The following is a 23,137-nucleotide window of genomic DNA, read 5'->3' as shown; positions in this document are numbered from 1 at the left end:
TGCTGAATCAACGCGGCGTTGGTCTTGGCAGGAAGCTTTGCAGAGTTGGCCCGTCAGGCCGATAAGTCGCGGGACACGATGCTGGTGCCCAAGACGGCCCTGGAAACCCCGCCGCTGGAGATTCACACCCTGGGCGATGAGGTGTTGCGGCAGCCTGCGCGCCGCATCGGCAAGGTGAATGAGCAGGTTCGGGAGCTGGCTCGCGACATGCTGCGCAGCATGTACACCGCCAAGGGCATTGGCCTGGCGGCTCCTCAGGTGGGGATTCACCAGCAGCTCCTGGTGATTGATCTGGATTTGGAGAATGCAGCCACGCCACCCCTGGTGCTGATCAATCCGGAGATCACGGCGGCCAGCGCCGGGCTCGACACCTATGAAGAGGGCTGTCTCAGCATCCCTGGGGTGTATCTCGATGTGGTGCGCCCCACCGCGATTGAACTGAGCTTCCGCGATGAGATGGGTCGGCCCAGGAAGATGAAGGCCGATGGCCTGATGGCCCGTTGCATTCAGCACGAGATGGATCATCTCAATGGCGTGTTGTTTGTCGATCGCGTCACTGATGAAGACGGTCTGCAGAAGGAGCTCAAGGAGAAGGGCTTCGAGCGCCAAGATGTGCGGAGCGTCGCCTGAGTTATGCCGATGAAACCCCTGGCCGGCGTTTTTCTGGCCCTCGCCTGTGTTCTGGGCATCTCCAGCACCGGATGTGTGTTTGAACTGGCCTACGGCGATCCCGACCTCGGGGTCAAAACCACCAGCTGGATCCTGGCCCTGGCGGCCCCTGGAACCGTGGGGACCCTTCTGTTCGCCATTCGCCTGAACAAACCGGCCTGATTGGGGGCGACCGATCCAGGCATCACTTTTACGATCCGCTCAGTTCCTCCTTGGACGTGATGGCACGCTTTCGAACTGTGGCTGCTGCCGGCCTCGCTCTCGCAGCGACCTCTGCACCGGTGGCCCTGGCCCAGGGTTCGCTGTTCACGGCGGTGCCCGTGGAGTTGAGCAATTTCGTTTTGGTGTCGGCCCCGATTGGCCAGGGCGAGCGTTCTCAGTTGAACATCTACGAGCAGCGCACCACAAAACGCCCCTGTTTCGCTGTGGCTGCGGGATCACCGGCCATGGTGGATCCCTTGCTGTCCACGTTTGATTTCAGCGGGGTCTGCAACCGCTACATCGATGGCAACGGCTATTCCCTGCGGATCGGTGGTGACGACCTCGGCACCCGCTACCGGCTCAGTGTGGTGAACACCGGTCGGGATATTGAATTGCTGGCCACGCCCACCAAGAATCCCTCCCAACCGACCATGCTCGTGGCTCGGGCCGGTGGTGCCGCCAGCGGATTCGTTCAGCTCAGGCTTGAGCCGGGCTGGACCTTGAAGCGACGGGCCTACGGCAAGAAGAGCCTCGGCCATCTCTATGTCTATCGGGACAGTGCGCCAGTGGCCGGATCCAGCCCAGCCAGCGAGCCGGCTGAGACTGAACAGAGTGAGAGTTCCGTAGCTCCGTCCTACTGAGCTGGCCAAGAACCAGTGAAAACACCTGTTGTCGTCATCTGTCAGTGATTTCACACTGAAGACAGACCCCGGAGGACGTGATGAAAACAACGGTTGTTCAGTGGTTCCAGTGGTTCGGTGAAGCGATGACCCATGCCCTGGGTTCGTTCAACGACCGCCATCTCCAGCCCCCGCCGATCGGCACCCAGCCCTACCGGGACACGCCCGACAAGCGTGCCCGCGACTACTGAGCACCAGGCTGCTTGAGCAGATCAGTGCAGCGGAAGCAACTCGCTTCCGCCACGGCATTTCGATCGACGCTGGCCCGGTCGTTGAGATCGGCAATGGTGCGCGCCACGCGCAACAGTTGAAGGCTGCTGCGCGTGCTCAGCCCACGCTGGTTGATCAGCTGTTCCCAGAGCTCGAGTGCCGCCGCTTCGATGGCTCCGGTCTGCCGCAGCGCTGCTGCCGACAGCCGCCCGTTGCTGTCTCCACCGGGATTGCGTCTCTGCATCCGCTGCCGGGCTCGTTCAATTTGTGCGGGGGTGCACCAGGACGCTGCAGCTTGCGTGGGGCTGGGCTGCTTCAGCACCGCTGCCACTTCCTTGGCGGAGCGCCGTTCCAGTCGCAGTTGCAGATCGAGCCGATCCAAGAGCGGGCCCGAGAGCCGCTGCCAGTAGCGCTGGCTGATGCTGCAGCGACAGCCATGGTCGCGGTCGCCATGCCAGCCGCAGGGGCAGGGATTGGTGGCAGCCACCAGGGTGACCAGGGCCGGGAACACCGTGCTCTGCTGGGAACGGCTGATCTGTACAGCGCCGTTTTCTAAGGGCTGCCGCAATTGATCCAGGACCGCCCGCGGGAATTCCGCCAGCTCATCAAGGAAAAGCACGCCACCGTGGGCCAGGCTCACCTCCCCAGGACGGGGTGAGCGTCCGCCGCCGAGCAAGGCGGCGGCGGAGCAGCTGTGGTGCGGCGATCGAAAGGGGCGCTGCTGCTGCAGGTGTTCGATGCCATGCAGTTGGCCGGCGACGGAATGGATGCGCGTGATCGAGAGCGCTTCCTTGTGGCTCAGGGCCGGCAGCAGTCGCGGCAGTTGATGGGCCAGGCGGGTCTTGCCGCAGCCGGGGGGACCCACGAGCAGCAGATGGTGGCTGCCGGCTGCCGAGAGGGCCAGGGCGCGGGAGGCGAGGCTGCTGTCCAGGCAGGGCCAAGGCTCCGGCTTGGTTGGCCGGGTTGAGGATCGGGTGCTGCTGTAACCGGTCGCTGGCCAGGGGCGCTCGCCTTTCAGCTGCTCCACCAGCGTGCGTAGGTTGGCTGCGGTGCGGATCGTGAGCCCCTCAATCAGGCTGGCCTCCTGAGCGTTCTCAGGAGGAACCACCAGGGCCTGGGCCTTGTGCTGCTGGGCCTTTTCAGCAAGGGCAATCACCCCGCGACAGGGCCTGAGGCTGCCGTCGATCCCCAACTCGCCCGCACACCAGAGGCCCTCCAGCGGAGGGCGGGCGAGCTGCCCGCTGGCCACCAACAGGGCCAGGGCGATGGGGAGGTCAAAGGAGGGGCCTTCCTTGCGCAGATCGGCCGGAGCCAGGTTGATCACCACGCGGACGAGGGGGCCGCGGAAGCCGCTGTTGCGCAGGGCGGTTCGGACCCGCTCCCGGGATTCCTGAATGGCCTTGTCCGGCCGACCCACCAGCTGAACGCCCGGCAGGCCTGGGGCGAGGTCTACTTCCACCACCACCGGTCTGGCCTCCAGACCTTGCAGGGATGCACTGAGACAACGTGCCAGCATTCTGGAGTGGGTGACGCAGGAGATTCATGCCCCTGCTGTCACACCGGTCCGGCTGTTCCCTCTTTTCAAGGCCCATGGCAGACGACACGATCTTCGGGAAGATCCTTCGTGGCGAGATCCCGTGCGATGAGGTCTACAGCGATGAGCAGTGCCTGGCCTTTCGCGATGTCGCGCCCCAGGCCCCCGTTCATGTGCTGGTGATTCCGCGCAAGCCGATCGAGAGTCTGCGCTCCGGTGCTGCTGAGGATGCGGCCCTGCTGGGCCATTTGTTGCTGGTGGCTGCCCGCGTGGCCAAACAGGAGGGTCTGGACGACTTCCGCACGGTGATCAACAGTGGCGCCGGTGCTGGCCAGACGGTGTTTCACCTTCATGTGCACGTGATCGGTGGACGTCCTCTGGCGTGGCCTCCCGGTTGAGGTCAGCGGCGAAGCGGCGCGGCGACAGCCAGACTGAGCACAGTTCAGCAGTGGCATGACCCACCAGCTTCAGAACCTGCGCAATCAGGCCGCCAAGCTGCGTCGGCTTTCGCAGCCCTACTTCTTCCCCTACACCGAAGACAACGGCTGGCAGTTCCTTGGACTGCTGGTGAGCCTGCTCTTCTGTGTGGCTGGGATCGTGCTGTTCCTGGTCACCGGCTTGATGAACGGCCTGTCGTGGCTGTTGCCGGAGTTGTCCGGCCAGTACCTCGGTGGCGTCCAGTCGTCCCTGGCCATGCTCTGGTCCCGTGGATGGGGGGCGGGCATCAGTGCCCTGTTCGTGCTGGGGGCTGTGGTGTTTGCCTCCGTGCGGGGCCAACTCAGGCATCGCCGCTGGTTGCCTTGGCTGTTTCTCGGCCTGATCATCCTGATGCTGTTGAGTGTGAACGGCATCAACGCCGGTATCACATTCCTCGCCAGGGATCTGACCAATGCGTTGATCGCCAGGGATGGCGATGCGTCGTATCGCAACCTCTGGATCTACGGCGCCTGTTTTGCTGTGGCACTGCCGATTCGCAGCCTGCAGTTTTATTTCACTCAGAAACTTGGGTTGTTCTGGCGCGAATGGTTGTCGCTGAGCCTGGTGGACGATTACCTGCGGGATCGGGCCTATTACGTGCTCAATCCCAATGATGAAGCGGCCACCAATGTTGATAACCCCGATCAACGTATTTCCGAGGATGTGCGTGATTTCACGGCACAGGCCCTTGGTTTTGCGCTGAATATTTTTGATTCGATCCTCACCTTTTCCCTCAATATCCTCATCCTTTATTCGGTGAGTGAGGGGCTCACCTTTGCCCTTCTGGCCTATGCAACCGCGGTGTCTGTCCTGATGATTGTGGCTGGCCGCAAGTTGGTGCGGTTGAACAATTTCCAACTGCGTTTTGAAGCGGATTACCGCTATGGCCTCGTACGGGTGCGTGACAACGCCGAGTCGATTGCCTTCTACGCCGGTGAGCAGCAGGAAGCCAAGGAGGTGACGCGTCGCCTGGCCACTGTCGTTGAAAACTTCAATCTGCTGATTGTCTGGGAAGTGCTGCTGCGGGTGCTGCAGCGCTCCAGCATTTACGCCAGCAATTTCATCCCCTATCTGATTCTTGCGGCACCGATTCTCGCCGGTGAGATGGATTACGGCGGCTTCGCCCAGGCGAACGTCGCCTACAACCTGGTTGAGGGATCGTTGTTTTTCATCATTTACAACATCGAAGCCCTGGCCCGGTTCTCGGCATCCATCAACCGGCTTGAAGGCTTTCAATCCAACATCTCCAACCTCGATCCGGAGGAGTGGAGTGATTACGTGCCGCGGATCGTGCCCTCTGAGCGCCTGGCGCTGCAGGGGGTGACGGTCAAAACACCGCGTACCGACAACGTGCTGGTGCGCGACCTCAGTTTTTCCCTGGGCAACGCTGAGGGGCTGTTGGTGGTGGGACCCTCCGGCTGTGGCAAGACGTCTCTGCTGCGGGTGGTGAGTGGCCTGTGGGGCTCGCCCACGGGCACCGTTTATTCCCCGGGTCAGGGCGATCTCCTTTTCATCCCTCAGAAGCCCTACATGGCACTGGGATCTCTGCGCGAACAGCTTTGTTATCCCCTCGATCAGGCCCGTTTCAGCGATGAACAGCTACGGGCTGTTTTGGATCAGGTGATGTTGGGCAAACTTCTGCAGCGCTATCCCGACCTCGACATCAAACAGGACTGGCCGCGGCTGCTCTCTCTAGGTGAACAGCAGCGACTGGCCTTTGCGCGGCTGCTGCTCAATTCGCCCAAGGTCGTGGTGCTGGATGAAGCCACCAGTGCCCTGGATGTCGAGACCGAATCCCGCCTTTATTCCCTGTTGCGGGATCGGGAGGTGGCGTTCATTAGCGTGGGCCACCGGCCAACCCTGAAGGACTTCCATGACACCGTTCTGGAGCTCAGCGGTGATCACGACTGGCGGCTGATCCCGGCGACCAGCTATGACTTCGGGCGTTCTTGAACCGGCCGGATGACCTCCACCAGCGAGACCCCTGACACCACGTCCGTTCCGGAGACGTCTGCCACCACCAACGACGTGCCTGCTTTCGGCTGGAGTGGCTATGCCGAGCGGGTGAATGGCCGCTTCGCCATGGTGGGTTTTGTGGCGGTGCTGCTGATCGAGGTGCTCAGCGGCGACACCTTTCTGCACTGGGCGGGGCTGCTGCCCTGATCAGGGCAGGCGGATCAGATCCACATCCCAGCGTCCGTTCCGGCTCACCTGCACCGCCAGCCGCCGGCCCGAGCCATCCAGGCTGACGCTGCGGGGCACCCCCGGTGGGTCCAGGGGCAGCCGTTGCGTCGCCCCGACGTTGCGCCGGTAGAGCACCAGTTCCGTGCGGTCCTCCCGTTGCTGGACCACGGCCAGGCGTTGTCCATCGGCACTGACGCTGACGCTGATCGGTTGGGCATCAGCACGGTTGAGGCCCGGCAACGGGACGGGGCTACGGCTGCGCAGGTCGATCAGTTCGACCCGTTCCCGCCCATTGCGTTGGCCCAGGCTGGCCAGCCAGCGTCCCCCCAGGGAGGGACCCCGCCGGCTGTTCACGGATTGACGCAGCAGGCCGTTGAGGTCGGGCCGGGGAGTGGTCCTGGGGCTGCTGCACCCGCTCACCAACACCAGGCTGAACAGCAGAGCGACGCGGATCATGGCTCTGACGACAGCGCCGGTGTGGAGAGGCTCTGTCCCGGAGGACGGTCCGGCTCGAGCAGATCACTCAGATCCAGCAGTTCCACGCGCCATCTCCCCTGATCCGTCACCTGCAGGGCGATCTGCTGGGCATCCGGCGCCAGACTGAGCTGCACCGGGTCCCTCCCCCCCGGCAGCGGCAGGGGATGCATGCGTCCGTTCAGGCGGTCGGTCACCACCGCGAGTCGGCGGCGCCCCCGCTGCGTGATCGCTGCCAGGTAACGGCCGTTCCAGCTCAAGGAGGGCGAGCTGTGGGGCTGATGTCGGCTCAGCTGGGGCACGGAGACAACCGATCCGTCGCTCAGGCGGCGCAGCTGCACCGTGGGTCGGCCGCCGCGATCGCTGACGACCGCCAGCCACTCACCACTGCCACTCAGGGCTGGGGCCTCCTGACTGGTGGCGAGCAAGCCACCACCGGCCCGTTCACTACGACCGTTGCAGCCCATCAGCGCCAGGCTGGCGAGCAGGATCAGCAGCGGACGAGGCAACTGGCTCAGTCGTCGAAGCGGGAGCTGTTGTCCCGCGGTCTGCCGGACGAAGGCCGTGAGCTGCGGGGGGGTTGGCGGTTGCTGCTGGGCCGGTTCGAGGCCAGGGGCGGCTCAGGGGATCGCCTGGAGTCGCTCGCGGCGTTCGGGTTGGCGCTGGGGCGTCCCCGGTTCGGGGCCGAACTGCTCGGCGCTGAACTGCGGCTGGGGGCAAAGGCGGCATCCTCGGCTCCTGAAGGAGCGCGTTCGCCGGAAGGACGCTCAGGCCGCCCCATGGGACGGCTGCCACGGCGTTGTTCCTCTCGATCCGTCCGTCTGGAGCCAAAGTCAGGACGCCGCTCATCCCGGGCTTCGCCCGCACGGAAGCGAGCCATGCGGCGGGAGCGCTCGTCGTTTTGGTCCCAGCCGGAATCGCCTTGTTCACGGTCTGCGGAGCGACGACTGGCGGCTTCCTCAGGAATGGCGGCACGGCTGGCGCGGCGCGGTCGGTAGAACTCCTCTTCCGGCCGTTCTTCGGCGTCATCGTCACGGCCTGAGAAGCGCCGCCGCACCGGCTGGGGCTCATCAAAACGGTCGTAACCGCCGTCATCCCAGCCGCCCCGTAGGCCCCCAGGGCTTCCGCCCCGGGCCGGTGCCGGTTCGTCATCGAAATAGGCGGAACGCCGGGCCTGCTCCGTGGCCACGCCGCGCAGTCGCACGCTTTCGTAGGCGAAGAACACGGTGGTTCCCGCCAGCAGGAACTGGCCGAACTGAAGAATCGGGTCGAGGCGCCATCCCTGGAAGAACAGGATGCCGCCGCACAGCAGCCCGATGGCTGCAAAGAACACGTCGTAGTCCCGCGCCAGGGCGGGCTTGAACGACCGCATGAAATAGAGCAGAGCGCCGCCGACGGCCAAAACGATGCCGACGATGCTGGCCCAATTGAGACTGGCGTTAACCAAAGCTCTGCTCCCGCTTGGGAGTCAGTCTACGAGGGGCGCCAGGGGCGGATCAGAGCTTGCGGTCGACCTGGTCGGTCTGGCTCAGCAGGAACAGGGCGATGGAGGCAGGAATCACGACGATCACACCTCCCCAAAGGAGGCTGCTCAGGAAGTTGGAGAGGGAGGGGGTCATGGGGTTGCTGCCGTCTGCTTCAAAGCCGCGCCGATCTTAAGAAGCGATGCCGTCTTTCTACGATGAGGGGACGATTTGCTTTGAGCTTTGTGACGCCGCTGCTGCTGCAGGCCCTGCCAGTCCTCCATTTGCTTCTGGGCTTGCTGCTAGCGGCCTGGACCCTGGCGTTCCTGCTGCGCATCGTGCTCACCTGGTACCCCCAGGTCGATCTGAGCAACGGCGCCTGGCCCCTGGTGGCATGGCCAACGGAACCTGTGCTCTCGCTTAGCCGCCGCGTGATCGCCCCGATCGGTGGAGTTGACGTCACTCCTGTGATCTGGGTGGGCTTGATCAGCCTCGTGCGTGAGTTGCTGGTTGGTCAGCAGGGTCTGCTTTCTCAACTCCTGATGCACGCCCAGGCAGTGGCCTGAGCTCAGGGCAGCATTTCCTGCTCCACGAATTTGGTGTGCACGTCGCCGTTGATGAACTCCGGCCGATCCAGCATCTCCAGATGGAATTCCACCGTTGTTGGGATCCCGGTGACGGCACATTCATTCAGGGCCCGCTTCATCCGGGTCATGGCGTGGTCGCGGTCCTTGCCCCACACGATCAGCTTGCCGATCAGGGAGTCGTAGAAGGGCGGGATGTCGTAGCCCGTGTAGACGTGGCTGTCGACGCGCACACCTGGTCCGCCGGGGGGCAGCCATCCCGTGATGCGTCCGGGGGCGGGACGGAAGTTGTGCCGGGCATCCTCAGCGTTGATTCGGCATTCGATCGCATGGCCAGTGAGCTGGATGTCCTCCTGGCGCACGCTGATGGCTTCGCCTCCTGCGATGCGCAACTGTTCAGCGATCAGATCCACACCCGTCACCATCTCAGTTACGGGATGCTCCACCTGGATCCGGGTGTTCATCTCCATGAAGTAGAAGCCACCGCTGCGATCAAGCAGGAATTCCACCGTTCCGGCGCCCTCGTAATTGATGCTTCGGGCGGCAGCAACGGCGGCTTCGCCCATGCGGCGGCGCAGGTCAGGATCCAGGGCTGGGCTGGGGGCCTCCTCCAGCAGTTTCTGGTGACGGCGCTGGATCGAGCAGTCCCGTTCACCCAGGTGAACGACGTTGCCGTGGCGGTCAGCCAGCACCTGCACTTCCACGTGGCGGGGCCGATCGATGAATTTCTCCATGTAGAGGCCGGGGTTGCCGAAGGCGGCTTCCGCCTCCCCCTGGGCCGCTTTGTACAGGCTCTCCAGCTGGCTGGCGTCCGGTACGAGGCGCATTCCGCGACCACCACCGCCAGCGGTGGCTTTGATCATCACGGGATAGCCCATCTCCTCGGCCAGGGCGGCCGCCTGGCTGGTGCTGCTGAGCAGACCCTCGCTGCCGGGCACCGTGGGAACGCCCACCGATTGCATGGTCGATTTGGCGGTCGACTTGTCCCCCATCGAGCGAATCGCGTGGGGGGACGGCCCAACGAAGGTGAGGCCGTGATCACGGCACATCTCGGCGAACTTGTCGTTCTCCGCCAGGAAGCCGTAACCGGGATGGATGGCGTCAGCACCGCGGGAGGTGGCGGCCGCCAGGATGTTGGGAATGTTGAGGTAGCTCTTGCTGCTCAGGGCTTCGCCCACGCAGACCGCTTCATCGGCGAGCTGCACGTGCAGAGCGTCCTTATCAACGGAGCTGTACACCGCCACGGTGGCGATGCCGAGCTCGCGGCAGCTTCGAATGATCCGGAGGGCAATCTCGCCGCGGTTGGCGATCAGCACTTTGCCGATGGGCATCCCGCAGCATGTTCAGGCCTGACGCCGGATCGTATCAGCGCCGACCGAAGTTGCCGAGGAGCGAAGACCCCGCCCGGTATGATCTGACCTCGACAACACCCGAGCGGTGAAGTCGACCACGCGGATGTGGTGGAATTGGTAGACACGCACGTTTGAGGGGCGTGTGGCTTCGGCCTTGCGAGTTCAAGTCTCGCCATCCGCATTTTTTTCTTTGGCCCGTCTCCGCGCAGCAGAACCAGGACCGGCCGTTGTTCTCGTTTCGAACGGTCCCGGCGAACTGACCACCTGGGTTCGTCCCCTGGCCGAACGGCTGCACGCCAGCCTTCGCCTGCGTCCCCGGTCTCAGAGCGCGCCAGCTTCGTTGCATTTGGTGTTGGTGCCCTGCCCCAATGCCACGGGCCAAGAGCGTGCGGCCGCGGAGCCCTGGGGTTTGTTCGAGCGCATCGTGCCGGCAGGCCGCTTCTGGTCGCTGCTGCTGCGTCCCCAGCGCTACGGCCCATGGCCGCAGAAGGGTGTGGTGGTGTTCCTGGGCGGTGATCAGTTCTGGACCGTTCTGCTTTCGGCTCGTCTCGGCTACCGCCACATCACCTATGCCGAGTGGGTGGCGCGTTGGCCGGGCTGGAACGATCGGATTGCGGCGATGTCGGACGCGGTGCGGCGCCAGCTGCCGGTCCGTTACCAGCCCCGGTGCCGCGTGGTCGGTGATCTGATGGCGGATCTGTCGTCCTTCGCTCGTCGCGAGGAGCCTCTCCCCGAGGGCCAGTGGGTGGCCCTGTTGCCGGGATCGAAGCCGGCCAAGTTGAGCGTCGGCATGCCGTTTCTGCTCGATACCGCCGATCGTTTGGCCCGATTGCAACCCGGATGCCGTTTTTTGCTGCCGCTGGCTCCCACCACCAGCGTGGATGAACTGCTGCGTTTCGCCGGCGCATCCAACGCGATTGCTGCCCGCTACAGCGCCACCGTTGCTTCGGTGGAGCATGGGGAGTCGGTGACGGAGTTGGTGACGGGTGCGGGCACACGGATTCGTCTGCTGGAGCAGCATCCGGCCCATGGCCCCCTGAGCCAGTGCGCCCTGGCCCTGACCACGGTCGGCGCCAACACGGCTGAACTCGGCGCCCTTGCGGTGCCGATGATCGTGATTGTTCCCACCCAGCACCTGGAGGTGATGCAGGCCTGGGATGGCGGGCTGGGGCTGCTGGCGCGTCTGCCGGGTCTGCGGCGTCTGATCGGGGTTCTGTTGACCCTCTGGCGTTTGCGCAACAACGGGTTGATGGCCTGGCCCAACATCAGTGCAGGCCGTGCTGTGGTGCCGGAGCGGGTGGGGGCGATCACCCCGGAGGAGATTGCGAAGGAGGCCTGCGATTGGCTGAACGCCCCCGAGCGGCTTGAGGGCCAGCGCCAGGACCTCCAGGCGTTGCGGGGAGAACCCGGGGCGGTGGCCGCATTGGCCGCCGAGGTGAGGGGTTTGCTTCCCCGAGAGCTCAACGCTTCCTAGGCTGCGCCCCACTCTGGTTCCGACGACCATGTCCCCGTCCAATCCGGTCGAACGCAGCGCAGAGGAGTGGAAGCAATCCCTGACGCCGGAGCAGTTCCAGGTGGCCCGCTGCGGCGGTACCGAGCGGGCGTTCACCGGGGCTTACTGGAACAACAAGGCCACGGGGATGTACCACTGCGTCTGCTGTGGTGCGCCGCTGTTCAGCTCTGAGACCAAGTTCGATTCGGGCACGGGTTGGCCCAGCTTCTGGGACGGTGTGAGTGCCGAGGCGATCACCACCAAAGAGGATCTGACCCACGGGATGGTGCGCACCGAAATCAACTGCGCTCAATGTGATGCCCACCTCGGACACGTCTTCCCGGATGGTCCCGCCCCCACGGGCCAGCGTTACTGCGTCAACAGCGCATCGTTGAACTTCAAGGCGTCCTGAACACCGTTCAGCGCCTCAGCCCCGATCACCAGGGATCGTCGAGATCCTGGCTCCGGCGCTGGGGCGCTGCATCCTCCATCGGTTCCACATCCAGGGGTTCACCCGACTGCTGAACAGCGCGGCGGGAGGCAGGCATGGCACGCCGCGGAGGCTGTTCCTCGTAGGCGGGCTGTTCCTCATAAGCAGGCTGTTCCTCGTAGGCAGGCTGCTGATCGAAGGGTGCGGGCTCGTTGTAGGTCTGTGCTCGCTCAGCCGGCCGCTCGTCGTAGCGGGCAGGTTCGGCGTAGCGCTGCTCGTCGTACCTCTGGGGCTCATCGAGGTAACGGCGTTGCTGCATCGACTCCTGCCGCCGGTCCTCCAGCTCCACATATTCCAGTTCTGCATCAGCCTCAAACCGCTCGGCTTCTGAAGCCTGGAGACGCCGTTGCTCCTGCTCCTGGGGTTGTCCGGAGGTGAGCTGATTTTCCACGGGCACCAGGTTGACCCGGTAGCGCTCCCGCTCCTGCTCTTCCCAGCTGGGGCCACCGACGCCCAGTTTTTCCAGAACGCCGCTGTTCAGCTGTTTGAGCTTGTCTTCGGCTCCCTCGTAAACAATGATCCGGTCCGGCCCGCTGCTGACGATCTCCTCCACCGGCATTTCCCAGGTGCTCAGCACCCCTTCCCCCAGCAGGGGCACGCCAAGGGCACCCATCACCAGGGTGGTGAGCTCGCCGGTCTCGATGTCGAAGGCGAAGCCGAGCACCCGCCCCAGCTGTTCACCGGACTCGGTGATCACCTGGCAGTTGATCACCCGGCTGTAGCGCTCAGGGTTGAAGTTTTCGCTGAGGGAGTCGGCCGAATCCACCAGGATCACGTCGCCCACCTGACGGATCCGGTCCAGCGGCATCCAGCGCGGAAGGCCGGGCAGGAAACGGGTCAGGGGGTTGTCCCGCAGCCCCACAGCCACCACTTCACGGCGGTCGATATCGACGATCACTTCACCGACCACCCCCAGGCGGCGGCCGGTGTCACGGGTGATCACCTGGGTGCCCATCAGTTCGGATCGTAACCAGAGGCGATCGCTGGGTACGCCAGTGGTGATGGCGTCGTTTGGGGTAGGGGTCGGGGTCAAGCGCGGGCCCTCGGCCATGGACATTCAGACCATTGTGGCGCAGGGGTTCCGCCTGTCACGTTCAGATTGCACAGCGAAAACTCCGATCGTTCAGGCGGCATCCGGTAAACCCACCACCTGGGTGTGGGCGCCGCGGGCCTGGGTCACCCCGATCGTGCGCTGGGCTGCGCCGATCATTGGGCGGCGGTGGCTGACCACCATGAATTGGGCTGCCTCGGCCTGACGGGCGATCAGAGCCGCCAGGCGCTCCACATTGACGCCGTCGAGGAAGCTGTCCACCTCGTCGAGGGCATAGAACGGTGACGGCCGGAAGCGCTGCAGGGCGAACAGGAAGCTCAAGGCGGTGAGTGATTTCTCTCCCCCCGACATCGAGGCCAGGCGCCGCACGGTTTTGCCCTTGGGATGGGCCACCAGGGTGAGGCCACCTTCCAACGGCTCCTCCGGGTTCTCCAGTTGCAGGTGGCCATCACCATCGGAGAGCGAGGCAAAGATCTCGCGGAAATGCCCATCCACGGCGGTGAAGGCTTCCATGAAGGCGTCCTGGCGCAGGGTGGCCACGGTTTCGATCCGCAGCAGCAGTTCCTCCCGCTCGCTGTTGAGCACGTCGAGCCGTTCGTTGAGTTCGTTGAGCCGCTCTTCGAGGGCCTCGAGTTCCTCCAGCGCCAGCATGTTCACGGGCTCCAGCGCTTCCATGCGTTGCTGGATGGCCTGCAGATCGGTCTGCAAGGCTTCCAAGCCCGCCAGCCGCAGGGCTTCCGGGATCTCCGGCCTTGGGTCCGGCAGGGCCTGTTCCATCTCCTGCAGGCGCACCGCACCGCTGCGCTGTTCTTCGATCAATCCTTCGCGGTCTTCCTTGAGCCGCTCCAGATTCCATTCGGCCTGCTGCAGGGCCTGACGCTGGCGGCCCACCTCGGCTTCCGCGGAGTCCCGGGCCCGGCGCTGGCTGCCGAAGCGCTCCTGCAGGTCGGTCTGCTGCTGCTCGAGCTCTTTGCGCTTCTCCTGGAGGTCGCTCTGCTGCTGGCGCCAGGCCCCATGGGCACTGGCGAGGGCCTTCACCGCCTCCTGCAGGCGGATTTCTTCGGCGGCCAGAGCCTTTTCTTGATCCCCCAGGCGTTCGATCGTCAGCTGCCGCTCGCGGCGGGCATTCAGAAGCTGGTCGCGCTCGCGGCGGGCCGCCTCCAGCCCTTGGTCGGCGGCTTCCTGTTCCGTCTGAAGTTGGGCCCAGGCGGCTGCATCGTCGTTGTTGCCGCTGTTGCGCTCCGCCTCATCCAAGGCCTGCAGTTCCGCGGTAAGTGGGGTGAGTGCAGTGCTGATGGCTTCGAGCCGCTGCTGTTGCTCGGTCTGGTCCTGCTGCAATTTGCTGAGCCGTTCGGCCCGCTGGCGGCTGCGTTCGAGCAGGGGGCCGTGGTTGCGCCGGGCGGCATTGCGCTCGGCGATCAAGGCCGCCTGTTGCTTTTCCAGTTCGCGCAGCTGGGGTTTCTGCTGTTCGATCAGTTGGGCCAGCTTCGACTCCTCCCGCCGGCAGGCCACCAGGGATTCCCCCAGTTCCAGCAGGCGCCGCCGCAGGGGTTCAGCTTCGTCCTGATCGCTGCTGCGGCCGAAGCTGAGGCTGCTGCTGCGCTGGGAGAAGCTGCCGCCAGTCATGGCGCCGCTCTTCTCCAGCAGCTCCCCATCCAGGGTCACCGCCCTGGAGCGGCCCAGTTGTTGACGGGCGCTGGCCAGGTCGGAGAACACAAGGGTGTCGCCGAAGACGTAGGCAAACACCTGGTCATAGACCGGTTCGAAGCGCACCAGTTCCACGGCCCGGCCGATCAGGCCGGCACCGCTGTCCCCACCGGGGCGTGCACCTCGGGCAAAGGCGGCTGAAGAGCCTCCGCCTCCTGGCGCGCGGATCTTGTTCAGGGGCAGGAAGGTGAGCCGTCCGGCACGGCGGCTCTTGAGTAGTTCGATGGCGCGGGCGGCGATGCGGTCGTCGTCGACCACCACCTGGCCGAGACGGGCCCCCGCGGCCACTTCCAGGGCGAGGCGATGGCGATCCTCCACCTCTCCCAGCTGGGCCACAGGGCCGTGGATGCCATCGAGGCCGGCCTCCAGCAGCAGGCGCAGGGCTCCGGTGCCGCGGCTTTCCTGAAGGGCATCCCGCCGGCTCTCCAGCCGAGCGATCTCCCGTTCCAAGCGGGTCTGCTCCTGCTCCAGCCGGCTGCGGGTGCGCTGTTGGATGGCCAGCGACTCGGCGGTCTGCTGGAGCTCCTGCTTGCCGTCGGCAATGGCTTGCAGCAGGGTTTGCCAGGTCTCCTCCAGGGTTGCGAGCTGTTGCTGCACGGCGTCGCCGTCGGCTCCGTCCTGGTGCTGCTCTTGGGTGAGCTCTTCCAGCCGTTCCCGTTCCTGGCGCAGCCGTTCCTGCAACTGCTGCTGCTCCTCCAGTAAGGGAGCGACGCTGCTTTGCAACTCCTGCCGGCGACCGCTGCGGCGCTTTTGTTCCTCCACCCAGGCGCCGGAGCGGCCCGCCACATCCGCCAGCCGGCGGCGGGACATCTCCACAGCGGCTTCAGCGGCCCGGCAGTTGTCTTCGGCGGTGCTGAGGGCGTCCTGATGGGGATCGCGTTCCAGCTCCCGTGATTGCAGCTGCCACTGCTGGCGACGGGTGGCGAGGTCCTGGCGCTGCGCCTGCAGTTTCTGGCCTTCGTCCTGGTGGAGGCTGGCCTGGCGCTCCAGTTCGCGGCTGCTGGTGTCGAGGCCAGCCAGTTCCGCCTGAACGGCCAGCAGTTGGTCTTCCCCCAGGGCTTTCACCTGCTCCTGGAGAAGGTCCAGTTCGGCAACAGCCTTGTTCAGCTGCTCCCGGCCGCTGGCGATGGCCGCGGCGTCTCTATGTTCCTGGGCTTCCAGCGCCTGTTGGCGCGTGGCCAGATCCTTGAGGGCCTGCTGGGCGGCTTCGTAGGCCAGCACCATTTCCTGGCGGCGTCCAAGTTGCAGCCGTTCCCGCAAGTCCTGGTATTGCCGGGCCTTGGCGCAGTCCTTCTCCAGCCGTTGGCGACTGGCCAGCAGTTCCTGCTCGATGATCCGGCAGCGCTCCTGACGCTCCTGCACGTCATCGAGCTTGCGGCGGGTCTGTTCGATCCGGGTGTCGAACAGGGCAACACCAGCCAGTTCATCGATCAGGCCGCGGCGGTCGCGGTTGCTCATCGAGACGATGCGGGTGACGTCCCCTTGCATCACCACGTTGCTGCCCTCGGGATCAATCCGAAGGCGGCGCAGCTGGGTCTGAAGCTGCTGCAGGTTGCAGGGCACCCCGTCGGCGCTGTAGCTGGAGCTGTAGGAGCCCCCCGGCATCACCCGCAGTTTGCGGGTCACCGTCCATTCCGTTTGTCCCGGCTGAATCCAGGGTCCCTCCGCTGGTGCCTCCAGGCCTTCCTCGGCGGTATCGGGTGTCCAGTCGCTCAGGTCAAAGCGGACGCTGACGGTTGTTTCAGCAGCCTTACCGGCCTTGAGCATGCCGCTGTTGACCAGGTCCGGCAGGCGGTCAGCCCGCATGCCACGGCTGGTGGCCAGGCCCAGACAGAACAGAACGCCATCAAGAATGTTGCTTTTGCCGGAGCCATTGGGTCCGGTCACGACGGTGAATCCCTCCTCGAGAGGGATCGTCATCGCTCCACCGAACGACTTGAAGTGCGTCAGCCCAACCTGATTGATATGAACCAACAGGATCTGGGGCTGTCAGCGAGTAGAAACTAGCGGAACCCACGAAAAGCTCAAGGGTTCGATAAAAAGCAGCGCCCGGATGTGATGCGCAGGCAGCCCTGGAGGTCGCCTTCGAGCTGCAGGGTGACGTCTGCATCCGTGGCGTTGGGGAGCACTCCGCAGTAGCTGCCGGCATGGATGCGTTCGGCCCAGCCCCGATTGCCCGAAACGGCAGCACTGCGGGGTTCCAGCCAGATCTTTCGATGGGCAGGCAGGGGAACCGCTGGTTGGGCTGCAGCGTTGAGCTGCGGCACTGTGGCCAGTCGCCAGGTTCGGCAGCTGTCCCCGTCCTCCAGCAGCAGATCGATATGGCATCCGCTGTGGTCGTCCGGTGCTCCGGTGTGACGCAGTAGGGCGTATCGCGGCAAAGACTTTCCCTCAGCCTTCAGTCTCCCTACTCTTCTAAAGCGTCCTGCCAACGGTCTTCATGGCCTCGCCATCGCCGCAGTCCAACGGCAGATTCGAGCACCACTTCCGTGAGCGCTTTGAAAGCCTGCTGCCGACGATCCAGGAGCGCTGGCCGGATCTTGCTGAGCACACCCTTGAAGCCACCCGGGGGAGTGTGGATGAGTTGGTTCGTTTGATTGAACAGAACACAGGCCTGACGCCCCAAGGGGTTCGGGAGCAACTGGAGGAGCTTTTCCATAGCGCCGGTGATCGCAGCCGCGACTGGGCTGACAGCCTTGATCCCCTCGAAGAGCAACTGGAACAGTTGCTGGATGAGTTGAACAGCACCCTGCGGCCGAAGATCGAGGCGCCTGTGCGCCAGCGACCGCTGCTGGCTGTGGGTGTTGCCCTTGGTGTTGGGTTGCTGCTGGGCAGCATGCTTCGCGGGGGGCGCCGTTCCTGATGGCCGATCAGAACTCACCCCGCGGATTTGGAGCGGCAGCTCGGGTGACCGCACTGGCGGCGTCCGTGATGGATCTGCACGTGCGGATTGCCCTGCAGGAAGTGGATCGGGAAAAACGCCGACTGATCAGCGGTGGCTTGTTCCTCGCCATCGGAGGCACGGCCATGTTCCTGGCCTTGATGGCGGGCGAAGCGTCGTTGCTGCTTTGGATTCAGGCCCAGTGGGATCTGGATTGGATGCGCGCACTGTTGAGCCTCGCGGTGGCCAACCTGGTGCTGGCGGGCATCAGCTTGCGCATTGGCGGCCAGGTGCTGAAGGGCCCCTTCCTGCCTCAGACGTTGGAGGGACTGATGAAAACGGTACGGGCAGTGATGGGCCGGGTCTGATCAGCGGATGTCGTAGTGCAGCCAGCGGCAGTCAATGCCGCCGTTGCTCACGGGAATCCGTTGCTCGGCCTTCAGACGCAGGGCTCCCGTCAGGTTGCGATTTCCACTGAGCAGCCAGAGCTTCCAACCCCTGGCCTGGCCTTTGGCGTAGTTGCCAAGCTCTCGATACAACGCCTCCAGCTCCGCTTCATCGCCGATCCGTTGACCGTAAGGGGGATTGCAAACCAACACCCCCGGCCCCTCCGGGAGGGGTTGATCGCTGAACGTGCCCGTGCAGATGCGGATGACTCCACTCAGCCCAGCGGCGCCCACATTGGCCCGGGCCTGATCGGCAATGGCGGGATCCGCTTCAATCCCTAGGAGCGGCGGAAGGGTGAGGTCCCCCCTGCGCCGTTGCCGGGCGCGATCAGCTTCTCTGTCCCAGAGCTCCGGCTGGAAATCGGCCCATCCTTCGAGGGCAAAGCGGCGCTCCAACCCCGGGGCCTGCTGCAAGGCGGCCAGGGCCGCTTCGATCAGGAGAACTCCTGAACCGCAGCAGGGGTCCACGAGGGGTTGGTTCCCATCCCAGCCCGTCAGGCGGATCAGCCCGGCCGCCAGATTTTCCTTCAACGGTGCCGCACCCATGGCGGCCCTGTAGCCACGACGGTGCAGGCTGCCGCCACTGCCATCGAGGCTCAGCTGGGCTTCCCCGCGGCCGAGGTGCAGGTGCAGGGAGAGATCGGGGTCGTCGAGATCAATCGAGGATCGCTCGCCCCAGAGATCCCGTTGTGCGTCCACAAGGGCGTTTTTGACCTGCAACGCCGTGAAATGGCTGTGGTTCAGTCCTGGTGCTGTTCCAGTCACATCCACCCGGAAGCTCATCGAGGGATGCAGCCAGCGCTCCCAGTCGAGCGCTTCGCGGATGCCGTCATAGAGGTCGTCCCGGCCTTGGCAGGGGAAGCGCGCCACCTGGCGCAGCAGCCGGAAGGGCAGTCGAGCCTGCAGGTGCAGCCGGTAGAGGCAGGCCATGTCTGCCTGGAAGCTGACGGCACGCCTGCCGGGTCTCACGGCATGGGCTCCAAGGGTGCTGAGTTCGTCGCCAGCGGCTGCTTCCAGGCCTTGTGGCACAACGGCCACGGCGGATAGCCGGTTGATTCGACCCAAGGGCGTTGTGCTCCAGGCCACCACTCCTGTCAGAATGACAGGGTCCGGCTTCGTCGGACTAGGTGATCCACACCAGTGTTTCGGACAGCGGTTCGATTCCGCTCAGCTCCATTCCCCCTCACGGGGCTGCAATGGTTTCGACGGGGCATGAGGAGGGTGACTGAAGCCTGCTCGGTGAGAGCAAACCCGTAACTGCGAACAACATCGTTCGTTTCTCCCGTCAAGCAGCCCCTGTTGCTGCCTGACCCTTTAAGGGAGATGGGGTGAGGTCAGCCTTATCACCCAAATGACTCGCGGGGGCTGGAAGGCCCCCTCAACCATTCCCACCACTGAGATCTCCGAAATTAAGACGGAGGCTCCAGATGGTCTTTCACGCAAATCTGCACGCAAACCACTGCCGCCCGTCTTGGGCGGCATGGATAAGGCAGAGGCGCTCGCATACGTCTCCCGACTATTTGATGCCGCAGAAGCAGGTGCCGTCCTTTGGGGCGACGCTCTGCTGATCAAGAGGTTCATTAGCCAGTGCAGCCGCACCGGCAGCAAGGCGACACAAGACGGCTACCGCTTCGAGATCCGCGAGTTCACGCGTTGGCGGGATCGCCACCACCCACACCTGCATCTACGCGAGATCAACGCGGCGTTCTGTCAGGACTGGGTGTCCCAACTGCGGGAACAAGTCGAGGCCGGACTCATGAAGCCCCGGACGTTTAACCGCAGGATCGCTGCCATCAGCTCCCTGTACCGATGGGCGGCTGAACCAAGCCGCTCAGCGGTTACAGGGGTGCCGCGTAACCCGATGCCGCCTCGATCGCTTCTCCACGCTGAGAAGAGCACCAGGCCGCTCAGTGAAGAGCAGTTCGGGTTATTGATGGCAACCATCGCCAGGGCAGCTCATCTCGACCGCAATGCCAAGCGTGATTACGCCTTAATCAGATGTTCATACCTTCTTGGTTGCAGGGTCTCTGAGATCGCATCTATTCGTTGGGAGGACATCGAGGTTCTCGATGACGGAGGCCAAATCCACCTTTTCGGCAAAGGATCCAAGCGCCGAGTGGTCCGCGTTTCAAGCGACACGCTGGCTTTATTCGAGGGCTTGGGCCGCGGCGAAGCTGAGGCTTATGTATTCCCTAGCCCCCGCGGAAAGGGACACCTCACGCGGCAAGCCATCGGAGATGTCTGCCGGAAGTGGGGACGAGCCGCTGGATTCCACGTCCACCCCACCCGCACCAGCTAAGGCACAGCCATGCGACGCACGCCGTTCAGCGTGGAGTTGATGTTTTTACTCTCCAAGCGACGCCCGGACACTCTTCGAGCGCGACGACTGGTCATTACGTCGCTAGCAACCCTCGGGATAGTTCTTCTCTTCGGCTTGGTTAGTTAGGGCCCTGCCATGGTTGATGCAATCCCGCCTGTCGGTTGACAATGGGATCAGAAGACAAGTGGTGACTCGATATGACTTGTGTTTAAAATTATTGAATTACTTTGCACGAGTAATGGCAGAAATTTGCCGTCATTTTTTGGTTAATGCATTGCATAAGCAAGGAGACAAATTGGCGCCCATGGGTGAATATTAATTAAGTTTTCGCGTATTAAATTCCAGTATTCTACCTTCTTGTATAAGGCTTTGAAGGAGGCAGGTTTGACAGTGAAAAAAATCTTTGTTGCCGTCACCTTGGGCATGTCACTACTTGGGGTAAATGGTGTTTTGCCTGCGGATGCTCAGACTGTTAAAGATAAGCGAGCGGCCGCTTATAAAAGTGCTAAGTCAGTAATGCCGCCAGACTTGTATCTTGTATATAGAGTCGCTGATAGGGTTATTACTACAAATGATATTAAGCGCCCAATTCGTGTTGCCGTAAGAAACAACGTTGATTGCGCCGGTATTCTTGGTTTGGATCCTAATAGCGCAAAGTGTCAATCGGTGCAAATGCTTCCCAAAATTGATAAAGCCACTAACTTTGATATTTGGGCTGCTCAGGTTGTTGGGACAATGAGTGGAGATGCAAATGCATTTGCGTTGAGCAATGCTGGAACGCTATTTTTAAATACTGCAATGCTAAAGGAGCTAACTGGAAAAATTGATCAAGTTGCATGTGTTGTTGCACACGAAATTGCTCATATAACTCAAAATCATGGTGAAGAAAAAAGGAAAAAACAGATTGAATTAGATCAGAAGACATCCGTGCACGTCTCCCGCTCAGTTTCGAAAGCGAGGGGGGCTCAGAATGCATACGTTACTGGTATGGCTATTCTTGGGGGAATTAATGCTGGACTTGGAAATAGTACTTATTCCACTGATATGGCTTTAAATAATCTGCAAATAAGTGCAATGCTGACAAGGCCGCAAGTGGCGAAGCTTGCGCTAAATTACACCCCAAATATATCTGATTCGATTAATGAAATGCAGGGCTTGGCTGCTAATTTTGCTGAGCAAGCATGGAATAGGATTCAATATAATTTGCGCGATCATGCTATTGAGTTTGCTGGCTTTAGTCGAAAGCTTGAATATGAGGCTGATTTGCTAGGAGTTGAGTATGTTGCGGCTGCAGGTTTTAATCCTCGAGAATGCATAAAGTTGTGGACTGAAACTATGAATCACAATGAAAGCAAGTTGATAAAAAGACTGCTCCCCGAAGGAGTTGAAGACCCGGGTATCTCCCGTTCTAAAGATGGTGCCTATTCCGGAATGACTCTCGAGGAAATTAGAAGGGCTGCAATGCAGAGCACTGTAGCTGCGGCAAAGGATGAGAAAGACGAGAAAAAAGAGGATGACTATAAGAAGGTTCCTGAAGATGTTCTTGCATCTTTAAAATCGCATCCCGATGGAAAAAGTAGAGCAGCGGCAATCCGCGAGCATATCTTGCAAAAGTCCAAGCTCTCGCGCCTTGAACGGCAGGGGCTCTCGCGAATGAATACTATTTTCGTGCGTAATTGGAGTTACGATGAAGATTCTGATTCTGTTGTCATATCCGATAGCTTTACGCGACCTGAGAAGGCAGGTTCAAAAGATGCTGGCATTACAGGGATTGATGTAGATGCTTCTCTAGGTTTTTAGAAACCCTTTTTGGTTGTTTTGTGAATAGAATTGATGTGGTGCCTGTTCAGATAGATGTTAATTGAATGTCCTGATAGTGAGTATCAGGCTGGATTAGTTTTGGTTCACCCCGATGTTGCTGTGGCTGAACACGAACGGCTCGCTCATGAGCTGGCGCAACTTGCGGTAAGTGAGGTTGAGACGAACTGATGGCTTCAATCCTTGATGGCTTGGGACTTGAAGGCTCCGTGCTTGATGGCCTTGCTGAGTGGCCCGCATCGACTTCCAGACGCGAGTGGTTCGCCATCACCAGGCAGCTGATTCGGCAGACCATCGCCGACATGGACCTGGACCCTGCCGCCTTGGCTGAGGTCGAGGAGGCGTTTATCGGAGCTGGCTTGTTGTGACCTCAGTCCTTGCTGCGACGAATGGCATCAATGTCGTCCTTGATCAACGACAGCTCAGCAGCGGAGTCTCGCTGGTGCTTTCTGTCTTCAAGGTCTGGGTACCCAGCCAATGCAATCAGTGCGACGGGTCCAAAAAGCAATCCCAACACCAACCACTGCTTGGAGTTGTGGCCCTTCAACTTGGCGATTTCTTCTGCCCAGACAGAGCAGGCAAACGCCATGGCAACGATCCAGATCCAATAAAAAATCTGCATCACCAGTTATCCACTGGCATCTAGGTAGCCATGACCCGCAAGAGAGTCACCGCCAGCGAGAAGAAACAACGCCATGAATGGGCGATCCGGCAGATAGACGCCGGAATGGGTCTAAGCGAATTAACTGCCTTTACCGCCGAAACATGGGGGTGTAGCCGTAGAAATGTTCGTGATGTCGTCGCTTCGGCCCACAAGGACTGGTTGGACGCTTGCTACGGCTCTGAGGAGATCGACCAGCGGGACTTGCTTTTCCAGCAGGTTGGACGTTTAGAGCGCATCGCCCGCAAGGCGGAAAATGCAGGTCAGTTTTCAGCGGCAGTCGGTGCCATTACGGCGCTGAATCGAATGATGGCGTTGGGCGCTGATCAGAAGGGCTTCCGTGGTCACTCAAACCACCACCACCGGCGATGACCCTCAACTGTGTTTCCGTATTGCCTGGCTGCAGTACTGCATTCACTTAAGGAGGAAGGCCGCCCCTCCCA

The 23,137-nt window shown here is 62.3% G+C and carries 26 protein-coding genes, 1 tRNA gene and 1 pseudogene; 17 read left to right on the top strand and 11 right to left on the bottom strand.

The features are described from left to right. The first annotated feature begins 24 nt into the window (after positions 1 to 24). The 4 genes from def (at position 25) to SynM161_RS10110 (ending at position 1,741) form a co-directional block, all read left to right on the top strand. Positions 25 to 630: a peptide deformylase gene (gene def / locus SynM161_RS10125; RefSeq protein ID WP_115009393.1), complete on the top strand. Its 606-nt coding sequence runs from the start codon at positions 25 to 27 to the stop codon at positions 628 to 630. 3 nt (positions 631 to 633) lie between these two features. Beyond that, entirely contained in the window at positions 634 to 831 is a 198-nt protein-coding gene (locus SynM161_RS10120) for a hypothetical protein (protein ID WP_186541252.1), read from the top strand. A 59-nt stretch (positions 832 to 890) separates the two neighbouring features. Beyond that, positions 891 to 1,511: a DUF3747 domain-containing protein gene (locus SynM161_RS10115; RefSeq protein WP_370593060.1), complete on the top strand. Its 621-nt coding sequence runs from the start codon at positions 891 to 893 to the stop codon at positions 1,509 to 1,511. A gap of 80 nt (positions 1,512 to 1,591) precedes the next feature. Further along, positions 1,592 to 1,741, top strand: a complete 150-nt coding sequence (locus SynM161_RS10110) for a hypothetical protein (protein WP_006851286.1) — start codon at positions 1,592 to 1,594, stop codon at positions 1,739 to 1,741. On the opposite strand, the gene SynM161_RS10105 is transcribed toward SynM161_RS10110, so the two are convergent. Further along, a complete protein-coding gene (locus SynM161_RS10105; protein WP_186541241.1) occupies positions 1,735 to 3,276 on the bottom strand; it encodes a YifB family Mg chelatase-like AAA ATPase in 1,542 nt (513 codons plus the stop codon). The genes SynM161_RS10110 and SynM161_RS10105 overlap by 7 nt on opposite strands. Positions 3,277 to 3,350: 74 nt before the next feature. Between SynM161_RS10105 and SynM161_RS10100 the strand changes: the two genes are divergently transcribed. The 3 genes from SynM161_RS10100 to SynM161_RS10090 are packed head-to-tail and all read left to right on the top strand — an operon-like array spanning position 3,351 to position 5,934. Then, positions 3,351 to 3,692, top strand: a complete 342-nt coding sequence (locus SynM161_RS10100; protein ID WP_115131770.1) for a histidine triad nucleotide-binding protein — start codon at positions 3,351 to 3,353, stop codon at positions 3,690 to 3,692. Positions 3,693 to 3,747: 55 nt separating this feature from the next. Further along, a complete protein-coding gene (locus SynM161_RS10095) occupies positions 3,748 to 5,724 on the top strand; it encodes an ABC transporter ATP-binding protein/permease (protein ID WP_186541240.1) in 1,977 nt (658 codons plus the stop codon). Between the two features lie 9 nt (positions 5,725 to 5,733). Further along, positions 5,734 to 5,934: a chlorophyll a/b-binding protein gene (locus SynM161_RS10090; RefSeq protein ID WP_114988677.1), complete on the top strand. Its 201-nt coding sequence runs from the start codon at positions 5,734 to 5,736 to the stop codon at positions 5,932 to 5,934. Here SynM161_RS10090 and SynM161_RS10085 read toward each other — a convergent pair whose 3' ends face one another. Genes SynM161_RS10085 through psbX form a run of 4 tightly spaced genes read right to left on the bottom strand, consistent with a single transcriptional unit; the run spans position 5,935 to position 8,048 of the window. Then, positions 5,935 to 6,411 carry a hypothetical protein gene (locus SynM161_RS10085; protein WP_186541239.1) on the bottom strand — a complete coding sequence of 159 codons (477 nt, stop codon included), beginning with the start codon at positions 6,409 to 6,411 and terminating at the stop codon, positions 5,935 to 5,937. Further along, on the bottom strand, positions 6,408 to 6,938 hold the full coding sequence (locus tag SynM161_RS10080; RefSeq protein WP_186541237.1) for a hypothetical protein: 531 nt from the start codon (positions 6,936 to 6,938) through the stop codon (positions 6,408 to 6,410). Before SynM161_RS10080 ends, SynM161_RS10085 begins: the two co-directional genes overlap by 4 nt. 5 nt (positions 6,939 to 6,943) lie before the next feature. Continuing rightward, the gene (locus SynM161_RS10075) at positions 6,944 to 7,876 is read right to left on the bottom strand and encodes a Ycf66 family protein (RefSeq protein ID WP_186541235.1); all 933 of its coding nucleotides are present in this window, start codon (positions 7,874 to 7,876) and stop codon (positions 6,944 to 6,946) included. Positions 7,877 to 7,925: 49 nt separating this feature from the next. Then, positions 7,926 to 8,048, bottom strand: a complete 123-nt coding sequence (gene psbX, locus SynM161_RS10070) for a photosystem II reaction center X protein (RefSeq protein WP_006851281.1) — start codon at positions 8,046 to 8,048, stop codon at positions 7,926 to 7,928. Positions 8,049 to 8,137: 89 nt separating this feature from the next. Here psbX and SynM161_RS10065 point away from each other — a divergent pair, with 89 nt between their 5' ends. Next, complete coding sequence (locus tag SynM161_RS10065) at positions 8,138 to 8,458, top strand: YggT family protein (RefSeq protein WP_255441781.1); 321 nt, start codon at positions 8,138 to 8,140, stop codon at positions 8,456 to 8,458. A gap of 2 nt (positions 8,459 to 8,460) precedes the next feature. Here SynM161_RS10065 and accC read toward each other — a convergent pair whose 3' ends face one another. Further along, complete coding sequence (gene accC, locus SynM161_RS10060; protein WP_186541231.1) at positions 8,461 to 9,807, bottom strand: acetyl-CoA carboxylase biotin carboxylase subunit; 1,347 nt, start codon at positions 9,805 to 9,807, stop codon at positions 8,461 to 8,463. A 120-nt stretch (positions 9,808 to 9,927) separates the two neighbouring features. Here accC and SynM161_RS10055 point away from each other — a divergent pair. The 3 genes from SynM161_RS10055 (at position 9,928) to msrB (ending at position 11,732) form a co-directional block, all read left to right on the top strand. After that, positions 9,928 to 10,009: transfer RNA gene (locus SynM161_RS10055), tRNA-Leu, on the top strand. A 9-nt stretch (positions 10,010 to 10,018) separates the two neighbouring features. Further along, positions 10,019 to 11,302 (top strand): glycosyl transferase, encoded by a 1,284-nt coding sequence (locus tag SynM161_RS10050; RefSeq protein WP_186541226.1) that lies wholly within the window; start codon positions 10,019 to 10,021, stop codon positions 11,300 to 11,302. 28 nt (positions 11,303 to 11,330) lie between these two features. Further along, positions 11,331 to 11,732, top strand: a complete 402-nt coding sequence (msrB, locus tag SynM161_RS10045; protein ID WP_114988670.1) for a peptide-methionine (R)-S-oxide reductase MsrB — start codon at positions 11,331 to 11,333, stop codon at positions 11,730 to 11,732. Between the two features lie 25 nt (positions 11,733 to 11,757). Here msrB and SynM161_RS10040 read toward each other — a convergent pair whose 3' ends face one another. The 3 genes from SynM161_RS10040 to SynM161_RS10030 form a co-directional block, all read right to left on the bottom strand. Next, positions 11,758 to 12,843 (bottom strand): PRC-barrel domain-containing protein, encoded by a 1,086-nt coding sequence (locus SynM161_RS10040; RefSeq protein ID WP_370593143.1) that lies wholly within the window; start codon positions 12,841 to 12,843, stop codon positions 11,758 to 11,760. Between the two features lie 90 nt (positions 12,844 to 12,933). Beyond that, entirely contained in the window at positions 12,934 to 16,542 is a 3,609-nt protein-coding gene (gene smc, locus SynM161_RS10035; RefSeq protein WP_186541221.1) for a chromosome segregation protein SMC, read from the bottom strand. Positions 16,543 to 16,592: 50 nt separating this feature from the next. Further along, a complete protein-coding gene (locus SynM161_RS10030) occupies positions 16,593 to 16,949 on the bottom strand; it encodes a hypothetical protein (RefSeq protein ID WP_186541217.1) in 357 nt (118 codons plus the stop codon). A 59-nt stretch (positions 16,950 to 17,008) separates the two neighbouring features. On the opposite strand from SynM161_RS10030, the gene SynM161_RS10025 reads away from it, so the two are divergent. Together SynM161_RS10025 and SynM161_RS10020 are read left to right on the top strand one after the other, a co-directional pair. Next, a complete protein-coding gene (locus SynM161_RS10025) occupies positions 17,009 to 17,431 on the top strand; it encodes a YqjD family protein (protein ID WP_186541215.1) in 423 nt (140 codons plus the stop codon). Further along, positions 17,431 to 17,817 (top strand): phage holin family protein, encoded by a 387-nt coding sequence (locus tag SynM161_RS10020; protein ID WP_186541213.1) that lies wholly within the window; start codon positions 17,431 to 17,433, stop codon positions 17,815 to 17,817. Before SynM161_RS10025 ends, SynM161_RS10020 begins: the two co-directional genes overlap by 1 nt. Here SynM161_RS10020 and SynM161_RS10015 read toward each other — a convergent pair whose 3' ends face one another. Further along, positions 17,818 to 18,960, bottom strand: a complete 1,143-nt coding sequence (locus SynM161_RS10015; RefSeq protein WP_186541211.1) for a class I SAM-dependent RNA methyltransferase — start codon at positions 18,958 to 18,960, stop codon at positions 17,818 to 17,820. A gap of 286 nt (positions 18,961 to 19,246) precedes the next feature. Between SynM161_RS10015 and SynM161_RS10005 the strand changes: the two are divergent. The 3 genes and pseudogenes from SynM161_RS10005 (at position 19,247) to SynM161_RS09995 (ending at position 22,401) form a co-directional block, all read left to right on the top strand. Further along, positions 19,247 to 20,337, top strand: a pseudogene (locus SynM161_RS10005) (tyrosine-type recombinase/integrase). Positions 20,338 to 20,584: 247 nt separating this feature from the next. Beyond that, positions 20,585 to 22,015 carry a M48 family metalloprotease gene (locus SynM161_RS10000; RefSeq protein WP_186541210.1) on the top strand — a complete coding sequence of 477 codons (1,431 nt, stop codon included), beginning with the start codon at positions 20,585 to 20,587 and terminating at the stop codon, positions 22,013 to 22,015. Between the two features lie 188 nt (positions 22,016 to 22,203). Continuing rightward, entirely contained in the window at positions 22,204 to 22,401 is a 198-nt protein-coding gene (locus SynM161_RS09995; RefSeq protein ID WP_186541208.1) for a hypothetical protein, read from the top strand. 2 nt (positions 22,402 to 22,403) lie between these two features. Here SynM161_RS09995 and SynM161_RS09990 read toward each other — a convergent pair whose 3' ends face one another. Continuing rightward, the gene (locus tag SynM161_RS09990; protein ID WP_186541206.1) at positions 22,404 to 22,655 is read right to left on the bottom strand and encodes a hypothetical protein; all 252 of its coding nucleotides are present in this window, start codon (positions 22,653 to 22,655) and stop codon (positions 22,404 to 22,406) included. 30 nt (positions 22,656 to 22,685) lie between these two features. Here SynM161_RS09990 and SynM161_RS09985 point away from each other — a divergent pair, with 30 nt between their 5' ends. After that, positions 22,686 to 23,066: a hypothetical protein gene (locus SynM161_RS09985; protein ID WP_186541204.1), complete on the top strand. Its 381-nt coding sequence runs from the start codon at positions 22,686 to 22,688 to the stop codon at positions 23,064 to 23,066. Positions 23,067 to 23,137: the final 71 nt, after the last annotated feature.

It is taken from the genome of Synechococcus sp. M16.1 (assembly GCF_014279895.1).
GTDB lineage: Bacteria > Cyanobacteriota > Cyanobacteriia > PCC-6307 > Cyanobiaceae > Parasynechococcus.
The sequence above is the reverse complement of the archived record's forward strand: the minus strand, read 5'-3'. Positions and strand labels throughout refer to the sequence as shown.